This is a genomic window from Flavobacterium sp. B114r (assembly GCF_056824125.1).
Map to the genome: position 1 here is coordinate 4,978,676 of NZ_CP124858.1, position 13,071 is coordinate 4,991,746.

The following is a 13,071-nucleotide window of genomic DNA, read 5'->3' on the forward strand; positions in this document are numbered from 1 at the left end:
ACTTCTTATTTAGCAATTGGTTTTAAATCTTCTAACATCGTTGGGATAAGTTCACTTACCGTAGGATGAATATGTATTGAATCCCTCAAAACGGTATAAGGCTTTTTGGCATACATCAAATTCGTAATCCCATTTATGATTTCGTCCCCACCCACTCCTAAGACACAGGCACCTAAAAAGAGATTGGTTTTAGCATCGATTACTGCTTCCATAAAACCTAAAGTTTCTGCTTTTTCTTTAGCACGATTTACTTTTGTCATAGGGCGGTACCCTACCAAAATTTCATGTCCTTTTTCGAGAGCTTCTTTTTTTGTCATTCCAATTCTGCCTAGCGGTGGGTCAATAAACAATCCGTAAGTTGTGATTCTATCGCTAATTTTTCGCTCCTTTTTCTTAAAAAGAAAGCTTTCTACAATTTGAAAATCATTGTACGAAGTATGTGTAAAAGCACCTTCACCGTTACAATCCCCGATGGCAAAAATACCCTCAACATTTGTCTGACAGTAATTGTTGACTTTTATATACTTTTTGTCATCCAATTTGATTGTCGTATGCTCCAATTGCAATGTATCAGTATTAGGGGCACGACCAATGGCCAATAACAAATGTGATCCTTTTATTACTTTAATATCGGTGTTCAGGGTAATACCTTCTTTATTATTCTCTTTTACGCTAATATCTTTGGCATTAAAAACAATATCGACACCTTCTGCCTTCATGATTTCAGCTACGACATCAGTTACTGTTTTATCTTCTCTGTTGATCAATTGCTTATTACGTTCTATGATTGTGACTTCACTGCCAAATCTTCTGAAGATCTGAGCAAATTCTAAACCAATATAACTTCCGCCTATGATGATTAGATGTTTGGGAATATCCTCAATTTCCAGAATATTTTCGTTGGTATAAAAAGGAACTTCCTGATATTCCTTAGGAACTACTGCCCTTGCTCCTACATTGATAAATATTTTTTTTGCAGTCAGGATTGTGTCTCCAACTTTAACCTCATAATTGCTCAAAAAATGAGCTTCACCATTATATAAGCTAATTTTTTCATCTCTCTTAATGGCTCTTTCAATATTAGAGCGGGATTCATTGACCAACTCGTCTTTACGTGCTTTAATTTTTCTGAGATTGGCTTTTGTTCCTTTAGGAATTTCGACACCTAGGTCATCGCCATGAAAAGCATCCCAGACTCTTCGGGCACTGGCAACATAAGCTTTGGTCGGTATACAACCGTTATTGACGCACGTTCCGCCCAAAAAACTTTTTTCAATAATGGCAACGGTTCCTTCTTTTGATAAGCTAAACGCCAAAGGAATACCTGCCTGTCCGCTTCCGATAATAATATAATCAAACTTTTTCATAGTATTTTTGTTTTTAAAGACTGAGCTGATTTCAAAAAATCACTTTACCAGTCGTAATCCTGAAAACTGCCAACGCATTACAGGATGAAAAAAATTACGGTAGGTATTACGGCTATGATTCTCCGGAGTTGCTGCTGAGGCTCCCCTTAAAACCATTTGGTTCACCATAAATTTTCCGTTGTATTCTCCCAATGCTCCAGATGCTTTATTAAAATTAGGATAAGCCAGATATGCACTGTTCGTCCATTCCCAAACTTTACCCCAGGACAATTGACTACTCGCTATTTCCCATTCAAATTCTGTTGGTAATCGCATTCCCTTCCATTGCGCATAGGCAAAAGCTTCGTAATAGTTCAGGTGCATTACCGGTAAATCTGCTGCGATTTTCTGCAAGCCATTTAGATCATACACCTGCCATTCATTATCTATTTTATGCCAATACAAGGGTGCTTCGATTTCATTTTCGTTAACCCACGCCCAACCTTCATCATGCCAGTAATTAAAATTTCTGTAACCGTCGTCTTGTATAAACTGCAGATATTCTGCATTGGTTACAAGTGTATTTGAAATCTCAAAATCATCTACATACACTTTGTGCCTTCCCAATTCATTATCAAAACAAAAAGAAGATCCTGTATGTCCAATTTCATAGATACCTGCTGCAATTTTTACAAAACCAACTTCCTGTTTTTCAGAAGCTGGCAAAAAATGATTGCCATAACCAGGAAAAGTTGCCTGTGTTCCTAAGAGGTATTTTATATCATATACTAAAAGTTCCTGATGCTGTTCTTCATGATTGATTCCGATCTCAATAATATCAAGTATTTCCTGATTTAAATCGTTCTTCATAAACAATTCAACGGCGGCAGTAACATATGTCCTGTAAGCATAAACAGCTTCTACGGATGGTCTTGTCATAAATCCTCTGGAAGGACGCTGTATCCGTTTTCCAACTGTATTGTAATAACTATTAAATAAGTAGGAGAAATCAGGATGATAAACTGTGTAATCAGGGTTGTATTTCGTAAGTAGAAACTCTTCCCAAAACCAGGTGGTATGAGCCAAATGCCACTTTGGCGGAGAAGCAAAATCGCTGGGTTGTACAGAATAATCCTCTACAAGTAAAGGAGTGCAAATTTTTTCTGTTTTTTTTCTGACTTTTAAGAAACGTGCTGTCATAGTATTAAATTACTGCTGTTTGTGAGTTTGTATTATACTCTAAGTTAGTAATTTAAAAAACAGAATAAGTATTTTTAAATAAAAAATAGTATTAATTTAATAATTTCAGTCGTGAATTTACTTCTTGTTTTTGTTATTAAAAGCTTCACAGAGATAACTATAGATAGGTTACATTAGAAATTTTCAGTTCAGCATCAAACGTGTAAACTCTGGGTATTCCTGTTGCGATATTTACTTTTACAATATCAAGAGGATTGATGTTTTCAAGATACATCATCAGGGATCTCAGACTGTTGCCATGGGCTACTATTAAAACATTCTGTCCCATTTTTAGTTTTGTTTCTATTTCGGTTTTATAATAAGGAACTACGCGGTTGTAAGTATCTAACAAACTTTCCCCATCAGGAGGACATACATCATAACTTCTTCTCCAGATGTCCACCTGAGCCAGACCATATTTTTTTGCCGTTTCTTCCTTATTGAGTCCTTGTAAAGTACCGTACATTCTCTCATTAAAGGCTTTATTTTTTACGATAGGGATTGTTACCTTCATTTCATTGAGGATAATCTCTAAGCTTTCCTGAGCCCTTATCAGCATAGAAGTATAGGCAATATCGAAAACATAACCAATGAGTTTCTCTCCCGCAAGTTTTGCTTGTTCTTTTCCAATATCCGTGAGCGGAACATCAAGAATTCCTGTAAATCGATTTTCCAGATTATAAAGAGATTGTCCATGTCTGACAAAAACTAATTGTGCCATTTTTTATATTTAAAGCCATATCAAAACTATTATAAAGATAAAACAATTAATGCATTAGTTTTTAGAATTGTATAAAATCAAAATATACATCTTATGGCTCAGTTTCATATCTGTTTTTAATTTTAACAGAGCTATGATAAACATTAACAGTACGCTAAGTTTATTGAAAAATGTAAGGTGTACCTTTATAAGTATACTTTAAATAATATATTATTATGGAAAATTCAATTAAAGAGTCATCTGTTAAATCAGTCAATCCGTTTAATAACGAAATTGTAAAACAGTTTGATGTTATGAACGATAAAGAGCTTGAGTCAAAAATTTCAAAAGCAGACGCAGCTTTCAAAACCTGGAAAAAAACCGCTTTTAATGTTAGAGCCAAATTATTGCATAAAGTGGCCTCTATCATGCGCGATAGAAAAAAAGAATTAGGGGCTTTGGCAACACTGGAAATGGGTAAATTACACCGAGAAGCGATACAAGAAGTGGAATTAAGTGCCGCTATTTTTGATTATTATGCTGATAATGGCGAAAAATTTCTGGCTGATAGTCCGTTAGAAACTCCTATAGGATCTGCTTTTCTTAGTTATGAACCGTTGGGTGTTTTACTTAGTGTACAGCCCTGGAACTTTCCTTTCTATCAGATTACCCGATCAGCGGCGCCTAATATAATGGCCGGTAATACCATGCTTTTTAAACATGCTTCAAATGTACCGCAATGTGCTCAGCTTATGGAAGATATTTTTCTTGAAGCCGGTGCTCCCGAAGGTGTTTACCAAAACCTTTTTATACCGGGTGAAAAAGCGAGTGAACTAGTTTCTGATATACGTATTAAAGCGGTTACATTAACCGGAAGTGAGCCAGCCGGAGCATCGATTGCAGCGGCAGCAGGTAAATATATAAAAAAATCGACTTTGGAACTTGGCGGAAGTGATGCTTTTATTGTGCTCAATGATGCCAATATAGATGAAGCTGTTGATGCTGCTGTAAACGGTCGTATGTGGAATGCCGGACAGGTATGTACTTCTCCTAAACGAATTATTGTTGAAGAAAGCATTGCAGATTCTTTTTTAGAAAAAGTAAAAGTAAAATTTGCTTCTATTAAAGTTGGAGATCCTATGAGTCCGGAAACTACACTTGCTCCTCTGAGCAGCGAGAAAGCTGTTGAAGGTGTTATTAAACAAGTACAACAAGCCGTAAAAGAAGGTGCTACTGTATTGTTGGGTGGTAAACGAATTGATCGCAAAGGTGCTTTTATGGAACCTACCCTACTTACAAATATAGAACCTGGAAACTCTGCTTATAATGAAGAAATCTTTGGTCCGGTATTTATGTTTTATCGTGTTAAAGACGAAAATGAAGCAGTAGCTCTTGCAAATGCAACAAACTTTGGCTTAGGTGGAAGTGTATTTAGCGGAGATGAAAAAAGAGCCGTAAATGTTGCCCGACAAATAGAAACCGGGATGGTTTACATCAACCATCTGACAGGGATTACTCCAGAACTGCCTTTTGGCGGAACTAAAGGATCCGGATATGGCCGTGAACAATCTCCTGCAGGGATTTATGAATTTGTAAATGCTAAGCTTATACGAATTACTAAAGCTTCAAATCCAAATTAAATAGATTGTTTTTTTTATAAAGAGTCCGTTTCGTAAAATATCGAAGCGGACTCTTTTTTTATTTTTTCATAAGGAAAATTATAAAGATGTGTAGTAGAAATATTTTATAATATTCATCAACGCCAGCCTGAAAATCATCAGAAATGTTTATAAATTGCGAAAGATTGCTCTAGTAAGATGTTAATTAAAACTTTTCTATACTTCCCACAAAGCAATTAATCCTGTACCAAATGGTCAATCAAATTATCAAATCGTTGCACTAACAGATTTTGTGTCGATAAATTCCCCTTTTTGAGCAGCAACTTGATTCCCCCACTCAGTAATGGCATTAAGCATAGGAATACAGGATCTTCCAAAATCCGTTAAACTATAAACAACTTTAATAGGAGGCTTTTTGCCATAAACCGTCCGCGATATAAGACCATCCTTTTCAAGTTGCTTTAGTTGCAGGCTAAGTGTCATTTCCGTGACAGCAGGCATTTCTTTTCTTAACTCATTATATCTTTTATCTGTATCTTTTAAGTGATATAATATAACTGCTTTCCATTTTCCGCCAACCAGATCCATAGCTATACTTACAGTGCATGGAAATAGTTTACTGTTCACCTCAATAAAATCACTTTTACATTCTAAATCCATATCATTTGTTTTTTATAAGAGCTATCTAAATAGATAGTTATTGCAAATTTACTTAACTATAAATAATTTTGCTACTATTATTTTTATAGTTTAAAATTTACTTAAAAAACACAATATGGTATTTGATCTAAAAGGACATGAATCAACGTCCAAAAAAAACAAACCGCTTATTACTATCGTAGGTATTTTGGGCAAACAAGGAGGCAGTGTTGCACGCACTCTTTTACAAAGTGGTCGCTATAGGGTACGTGGCATTACACGACGCATTGATTCACCCGATGCAATCAAGCTGATCGACCAGGGTGCTGAACTTGTTAGTATACCACTTGATCTTGGATATAAAAAAAACTTCGTTGAAGCATTTCAAGGTTCCTATGGTGTTTTCATGCTCACTCCAAATATTGCTCCGCCACAAACACATGAGTTTGAGTTAGGCAAAGAACTGGCAGACGCTGCTGTCGAGGCAGGAGTTCAGCATGTTGTCTTTAGCAGTTTGGAAAATGTAGATAAAATTACCGATGGTAAAAAGTTTGCACCCCATTTTACAGACAAGGCAAAAGTTGAAGATTATATACGTACACTGCCAGTCAAAAGCACGTTTATATATATGGCTTTCTTTTATACAAATCTGATAGAATTTTATACTCCAATTGTAAAAGACGATGTACTTGTATTTCCTATATATCTCCCAAAGGACTTCCGCGCACCATTTGTTGATCCCATTACTGCCACGGGACCGGCTGTTTTAGAAATTTTTGCACATCCGCTTAAATACGCGGGTAAATCCTTACCGGTTATTGGTGATATCATCGCTCCCCAGGAAATAATTGATACTTTTATCAGGGTCACAGGTAAGAAAGCCGAATATAGTTCAGCATTCAAACGGGAAGATTTTCTTGATCATTTCCCGGAATTTAGTTCAAATGAAACCTTATTGCAGGAGATTATCGGCATGTCTGAATATGCTGTTGAGTATGGCTATTATGGGCAAGACAAGGATTTGCTATGGAGCAGACAAATAAATCCTGACACGCTTACCTGGGAAGAATTCCTCCATCGTACAAATTGGCAAGGAGAAAAAACAAATTATTGATTGTTTAAATGCAAAAAAACTACTGCTTCATCAGAGCTAATAGAAAAAGATAATGATACAAAGCAAATTGCGCAAGTACCACTTAAATAATTGAAAAACAGAAGTATACATCATCCAAAGTTTTTATATAATTTAGCACTGAATGCGATAAACATTTAAAAGACAGCTTTTATTTCAATCTGTTCAGAAACATAAAAAAACACTAAAACCTGCAAATCTTAGGATTCGCAGGTTTTTTATTTCTAAATTATTCTCATCCCACTATCATAAACAATTCTTCACTTTATCTTTTTTCAAAACCAGATGACTAAAGATCTGCATTAGAAAGACACTATTATAATCCGAATTGTTTTTTCATGTCCGCAATAAAAACGGCATCACTTTCATTGTTCCTTTTTTCTAATAAAGCTATTGCATCAGGTGTTGCAGCATATCGCAATTGGTCAGTACCATCAGTTGCAGCTTCATAAATTTTTTGTGCCACTACCTCAGGAGGAAAACTATTTGCCCCCAGACTTTCCATTAAATCAAATAATTTTTTCATCAAGCCTTGGTATTCTGTCAGATTCTCATCATTTTTAAAATCAAAAGAACGTCCTGCAAAATCAGTTGCTGTAGCACCCGGCTCAATTATTTTGACCTTTCCGCCAAATGTAGCCACTTCAAAGTTTAACGACTCTGAAATCCCTTCTACAGCAAACTTGGTACCGTGATACAAAGCCCCGAAAGGGAATGTCAGACGTCCGCCCATAGAAGAAACATTAATTATAATTCCATCTTTATTTGCTCTGAAATGAGGCAGCACTGCTTTGGTAACATCAAGTAAACCAATTACATTAGTATTAAATTGACGGATAATACTTTCTCTTTCAAAAACTTCCAATGGCCCATAAGCGCCATAACCTGCATTATTAACCAAAACATCAATTTTACCAAAACGTTCTATACCCTCACGTACTGTTTTTTCGATGCTTTCAGGATCTAAAACATCCAATGCGGTTACTGATACATTATTCAATAATGTAAGTTCTGTTTCGTTTTGAGGTGTTCTCATTGTCGCAATAACATTCCAGCCCTGATCTGCAAAAAATATCGCTGTTGCTTTGCCAATACCACTGCTGCTGCCTGTTATTAGTACTGTCTTACTCATCTTTTTTACTTTTAAATTAATAGAACAAATTTCAGGTGTTTTTAGGAAAATTTATTTCTTGTACAGTTCAAATTCTATGTTCTGAAAAGCTCATTTATATCAATTCGAAAAACAATTCTCTGTAAGCCTCTTTTCTTTTGCATATTAATACGTTGAATAAATTATAAGAACTGACATAATCATGTGTTTTTCAAAAAACAGCAAAAGATTAGTTATATTTTTATTCCAAAAATGTCTACAAATTAAAGTGAAAATATTTCTTATATTCGCCTGGATAAAAGTCAGGTTACGGTACGATGAAAATATTACTAATTGAGGACGAACTTGAATTACAGAAAAGTATTCAGCAATACTTTGAAATGGAAGGTCATATTGTAGAAGTAGCCTCTGACTATGATAGAGCAGAGCAAAAAATAGCGCTCTACGATTATGATTGTATTCTTGTTGACATTACATTGCCTAAAGGCTGCGGTCTTGATCTGGTAAGAAAAACAAAACTAAAAAAATCCAAAGCCGGTATTATCATTATTTCTGCCAGAGATTCACTTTCAGATAAAATCTATGGTCTCGATCTTGGTGCTGATGATTATTTGCCTAAACCTTTTCACTTATCCGAATTAAATTCGAGAATAAAAGCCCTTATCAGACGAAAAGATTTCGATGGTAATTTAGAAATTACGCTCAATGAAATCCGGATTCTTCCAGCAGAGAGAAGTGTTTTTATCAATGGTCAAAACGTAATTCTGACTTCTAAAGAATACGATTTACTCCTCTATTTTATTGCCAATAAAAACCGCGTGGTGAGCAAAAATGCACTTGCAGAACACTTATGGGGAGACAATGCTGACCGATTCGATAATTTTGATTTTATTTACAACCATGTAAAAAATTTGAGAAAAAAACTTTTAGAAAATAAGTGTTGTGATTACCTCCAGACCATCTATGGCATTGGCTACAATTTTAAAATACATCAATGAAATTATTAGCTAAAACTAATCTGTATTTCGTGGTATTGAGTATTCCTGTTTTACTCTTATCGGGATTTGTTACTTATTCTTATATTATTAAGGAATTAAAAGAAAGTAATGATGATGTACTGATGGACCGGAAAGAAAGGATTGAACAATACTTAAGAGAGAATGACACTATCTCTGATTATTTGTTTACAAAAGGTAAAGAGGTTCAAATAAAAATAATTACCAAACCTGACTTTAAAAAAGTTAATAAGGATATCTTCTCAGATACTTTGATTTTTGACCGATCAGAAAAAGAGTTGGCCATAAATCAGATGATTACTTCTGTACTAAGAGTCAAAACAAAATATTATCAAATAAAAATATGGCGCAGCTCAGTCGAATTTGACGAACTCTTTGAAGGTATTTTTTCTATGCTTACCGCCATTTTATTATTACAGCTTTTAATTTCACTTGGCATCAACTTCTGGGTTACTAAAACACTGTGGCAGCCTTTTTATAAAATGATACATACCTTAAGAGTTTTTCGTGCCAGCGACAATCATGTTCCAAATCTTGAAAAAACTTCGGTAAAAGAATTTAAGGAATTGAGTCACTGTGTTAAAGAAATGATGAGTAAAATGATCACAGACTACAATAGTCAGAAGAGATTTACCGAAAACGCATCACACGAAATCCAGACGCCACTTGCCGTAATAAAATCTAAAATCGATCTCCTTATACAATCTGAAAATCTTGAGCAAAAAGACATAGAATTGATTATTGCTATTGATGACGCGAGCTCGAAACTAATCAGGCTTAACAAGTCGTTGCTATTGTTGACCAAAATCGAAAACAGGCAGTTTAAAACTACTGAAACAGTATCCGTAGAGAAAATGGTCAATGAATCATTACTGCTTTTTGAAGAACATATCAGAGAGCAAAAAATAGAAGTTCAAAAAAATGTCAAGTTTGATTTTTTAATCAAAATGAATTCTGACCTGTGCATGATCCTAATTAATAATTTATTTCAAAATGCCATTCGTCATAATATAACCGGAGGTAAAATTATCATTTTTATAAACCACAATAAGCTGTCCATTCAAAATACAGGAAAGGAAGAAGCTCTTGATGCAACTTTACTGTTTAAGAGGTTTCAGAAAATTTCTGTTTCGCATTTATCTGTTGGATTAGGAATGGCTATTGCAGACGAAATAGCAGAGGTCAGCGGATTAAAACTGAAATACAAATTCGTAGACCATCAACATCGTTTTACATTAAAAGTGCGATAACTCCTAATCCCGGAAGAATAAACGGAATCAGCAGCTAAAACTTTTTTATCGATACCAATACTGGTATACTTTCAAATAACTTACCAATTACATAAAGCCATCAATAAACATATTGTTGTGCTTGAGGATTTCTTGTGATAAAGGTCAATCTATAATTGACGGCAGAACTACTACAAAAAACTGCCATAATAAGATCTATACTAAAAAAAAAACATGACCTGACTCGTTTCCATTTTCCCTTTCTTTTTCTACAAATCTGCTATTTATTACACTTAAATAAATTTATTGTGAGGTTCCTGTTTTCTATGAAAACTTAAAAAACACTTAATAATTAAGTTCATAGCTAAAAATACAGAATTGCCACAGAATTCAGAAATAACTTCCCCGAAAATAAATGAAACACGCAGAAAGAATTAAAAACACTCTACCCAGAAAAAACTAGTGCAAAGGAAAAAATTAATTAGGTATCCCGCTTAAAAAAGTATCTTATCAAAATCGTTCACCTCCCCATAAAACCATAAATATCAGTATATCTTAAATAAATTTATGAAAGCAAATCTGTCAGGAAATAGTATAATAAACACTTATGCTATTAATAATTATTCAAAACTCAAATTATCTTTATTTTTTTTACCTCTATTTTTTTTAGTCGCAGTTGTTTTATTTCTTTATAAGCATGATGCTTTAAATACAGAGAACTATATACTGATACAAAAGGATTGTTTTCTTTTTATTAATTCAAAACTATCACAATTTCCTAATACAATCTATAACCTTACGCAGCTTGGGGATTGCTTAATTTCTTTTTCGCTCTTAACCCTTTTTATTATCTGCGCTCCTAAAATCTGGGAGTCTTTATTGAGTGCTTCACTTGTTTCCTGTGTATTTAGTACGATCCTTAAAAAACTATTTGCAGTACCAAGACCTGCTTTGGCATTTGATAATAGTCCCTTTTTTATTATTGGAAAAACATTATGCGGAAACAACAGTCTACCATCCGGGCATTCTATTACAATTTTTACAACCTTTACCGTTCTGTTGTTTTCTTTTATGCCAAAAAAACTGGATTATAAAATCTTGTGGATTTTTTTCATAATCACGACAGCGTTCTCTCTTGCTCTAACCAGAGTAGGTATTGGAGCGCATTATCCTCTTGATGTTTTTATAGGAGGCATCTTTGGATTTATTTCGGGACTTTTAGGTATTTTTATCACGAGAAAGTATAAAATTTGGGACTGGATTAGCAACAAAAAATACTATCCTGTTTTTATTGTATTATTTTTAATTTGTTGCATTTCATTAATCATTAGAATAACGCACGAAAATTTGATAATATATTATTTTTCAATTGCCAGTTTAGTTGTTTCACTATATAAAATTACCACTGTTTATGTTAAAAAATAATCTAAAAATAACTCATTTTGCCCTACTAATGAGTTGTATTAATTTCTTATTCTTCCATTTTCCATTCTTTTCCTTTGTCTTCGATAAAGTCGATTATAAGACCCTCAACGGTATTATACTCATTATAAGTTTAGTTATTATAATGTTGGTAGCAAATTATTTTGTCTTTTACCTCATATTCTTTCTGTCCCGCTTTGTTGGAAAATTTCTATTGGTAATATTTTTTGTAATCAATTCAATCGCAGTTTACTTTGTCAATACCTATGGTGCTATAATAGACGAGAGTATGATTGGTAATGTACTCAATACCAATTTTGCTGAGTCCAGTAGTTTTTTTTCTTTAAAACTAATATTGTATATCATTCTTCTGGGTGTTATTCCATCTGTGTATATTATTAAAGTCAAAATAATAAATGAAACACTAAAGAAATTTCTAATATCCTCTTCTATTATCCTGCTGTTTATTCTGGGCTTAGCATATGCTAATGCAAGTAACTGGCTCTGGATTGATAAAAATTCAAAAACTTTAGGCGGGCTTGCTATGCCCTGGTCTTATACTGTAAATACTTCTCTTTTTTATATTCACAAATACAAAAAAAATGAAAAAGAAATTCTCTTACCAAACGCTACCATAAAAGATAACAAAAAATCAGTTGTAGTCTTAGTAATAGGAGAATCTGCCAGAAGAGAGAATTTTTCTCTTTATGGCTATAAGAAAAATACAAATCCATTATTATCTAAGGTCCCAAACCTCTTTCATTTTGATGCGACCTCATGTGCCACTTACACCACTGCCGGTGTAAAATGTATTTTAGAGCATAAAAATACTGACGACTTATATGAAATCTTACCTAATTATTTATATCGAAATAATGTAGAGGTGATCTGGAGAACCACAAACTGGGGAGAACCGCCCGTTCATATCAAAGATTATCAAAATAGAGAAGTTTTAATGCCAAATTGCAAAGGCGAAAACTGCAACTACGATGAGATTCTTTTAACGGGATTAAAAGAACAGATACTAGCCAGTAAAAAAAATAAAATATTAATTGTATTGCATACCAGTACAAGTCACGGACCAACTTACAGCAAGAAATATCCACCACAATTTGAAACATTCAAACCTGTTTGTAATAGTGTTGAATTAGGAAAATGTTCGCAAACAGAACTAATCAATGCATATGACAATACGATTGTTTATACTGACTATATTCTATCTCAAGTTATCGAGGATTTAAAGCAGTTAAAGGAGTATAATAGTGCAATGATTTTTGTTTCTGACCATGGAGAATCTTTGGGAGAGAAGAATCTATATATGCATGGCGTACCTATAAGTATTGCACCTAAAGAACAATATGAGATTCCTTTTATAGTATGGTTATCTGATACTACTAAACAAGTTAAACCGAACAAAACATTAACACAGAACTATGTGTTTCATAGTGTTTTAAATTTTTTAAACATACAAAGCCCGATATATGACGAGGAAATGAATATTTTTAAATAATTTATTCAAATTAATAACCTGATACTTCGTTTCTATTAGAATCTAAAAAACCTATAATACCTTTTAATAGTGAACAATTGAGAAAAAAATTGATTCTTCTCTATTGAT

General features: G+C 33.8%; 11 protein-coding genes. 6 read left to right on the forward strand and 5 right to left on the reverse strand.

Translation table 11 applies throughout. From position 1 onward, the window contains the following. Positions 1 to 5: 5 nt before the first annotated feature. The 3 genes from QLQ94_RS20810 to QLQ94_RS20820 all read right to left on the reverse strand — a co-directional run bounded on the left by QLQ94_RS20810 (position 6) and on the right by QLQ94_RS20820 (position 3,306). Positions 6 to 1,367, reverse strand: a complete 1,362-nt coding sequence (locus QLQ94_RS20810) for a mercuric reductase (protein WP_271336654.1) — start codon at positions 1,365 to 1,367, stop codon at positions 6 to 8. A 39-nt stretch (positions 1,368 to 1,406) separates the two neighbouring features. Continuing rightward, positions 1,407 to 2,546, reverse strand: coding sequence for an ergothioneine biosynthesis protein EgtB (gene egtB, locus QLQ94_RS20815; RefSeq protein ID WP_271336653.1), 1,140 nt, complete (start codon positions 2,544 to 2,546; stop codon positions 1,407 to 1,409). Positions 2,547 to 2,703: 157 nt separating this feature from the next. Continuing rightward, positions 2,704 to 3,306, reverse strand: coding sequence for a 2,3-bisphosphoglycerate-dependent phosphoglycerate mutase (locus tag QLQ94_RS20820; protein ID WP_271336652.1), 603 nt, complete (start codon positions 3,304 to 3,306; stop codon positions 2,704 to 2,706). Positions 3,307 to 3,521: 215 nt separating this feature from the next. On the opposite strand from QLQ94_RS20820, the gene QLQ94_RS20825 reads away from it, so the two are divergent. After that, on the forward strand, positions 3,522 to 4,925 hold the full coding sequence (locus QLQ94_RS20825; protein ID WP_427402213.1) for an NAD-dependent succinate-semialdehyde dehydrogenase: 1,404 nt from the start codon (positions 3,522 to 3,524) through the stop codon (positions 4,923 to 4,925). A 246-nt stretch (positions 4,926 to 5,171) separates the two neighbouring features. Here the strand turns inward: QLQ94_RS20825 and QLQ94_RS20830 are convergent, their stop codons facing one another. Then, positions 5,172 to 5,564 (reverse strand): winged helix-turn-helix transcriptional regulator, encoded by a 393-nt coding sequence (locus QLQ94_RS20830; RefSeq protein ID WP_271336650.1) that lies wholly within the window; start codon positions 5,562 to 5,564, stop codon positions 5,172 to 5,174. Positions 5,565 to 5,679: 115 nt separating this feature from the next. Between QLQ94_RS20830 and QLQ94_RS20835 the strand changes: the two genes are divergently transcribed. Continuing rightward, positions 5,680 to 6,657 carry an NmrA/HSCARG family protein gene (locus tag QLQ94_RS20835; RefSeq protein WP_271336649.1) on the forward strand — a complete coding sequence of 326 codons (978 nt, stop codon included), beginning with the start codon at positions 5,680 to 5,682 and terminating at the stop codon, positions 6,655 to 6,657. 334 nt (positions 6,658 to 6,991) lie between these two features. On the opposite strand, the gene QLQ94_RS20840 is transcribed toward QLQ94_RS20835, so the two are convergent. Next, the gene (locus QLQ94_RS20840) at positions 6,992 to 7,807 is read right to left on the reverse strand and encodes an SDR family oxidoreductase (protein ID WP_271336648.1); all 816 of its coding nucleotides are present in this window, start codon (positions 7,805 to 7,807) and stop codon (positions 6,992 to 6,994) included. 296 nt (positions 7,808 to 8,103) lie between these two features. On the opposite strand from QLQ94_RS20840, the gene QLQ94_RS20845 reads away from it, so the two are divergent. The 4 genes from QLQ94_RS20845 (at position 8,104) to eptA (ending at position 12,963) form a co-directional block, all read left to right on the forward strand. Then, a complete protein-coding gene (locus QLQ94_RS20845; protein WP_271336647.1) occupies positions 8,104 to 8,784 on the forward strand; it encodes a response regulator transcription factor in 681 nt (226 codons plus the stop codon). Beyond that, on the forward strand, positions 8,781 to 10,052 hold the full coding sequence (locus QLQ94_RS20850; protein ID WP_271336646.1) for a sensor histidine kinase: 1,272 nt from the start codon (positions 8,781 to 8,783) through the stop codon (positions 10,050 to 10,052). The genes QLQ94_RS20845 and QLQ94_RS20850 overlap by 4 nt, the downstream gene beginning before the upstream one ends. A gap of 546 nt (positions 10,053 to 10,598) precedes the next feature. Then, a complete protein-coding gene (locus tag QLQ94_RS20855; RefSeq protein ID WP_271336645.1) occupies positions 10,599 to 11,456 on the forward strand; it encodes a phosphatase PAP2 family protein in 858 nt (285 codons plus the stop codon). Beyond that, positions 11,443 to 12,963, forward strand: a complete 1,521-nt coding sequence (eptA, locus tag QLQ94_RS20860; protein ID WP_271336644.1) for a phosphoethanolamine--lipid A transferase EptA — start codon at positions 11,443 to 11,445, stop codon at positions 12,961 to 12,963. Before QLQ94_RS20855 ends, eptA begins: the two co-directional genes overlap by 14 nt. Positions 12,964 to 13,071: the final 108 nt, after the last annotated feature.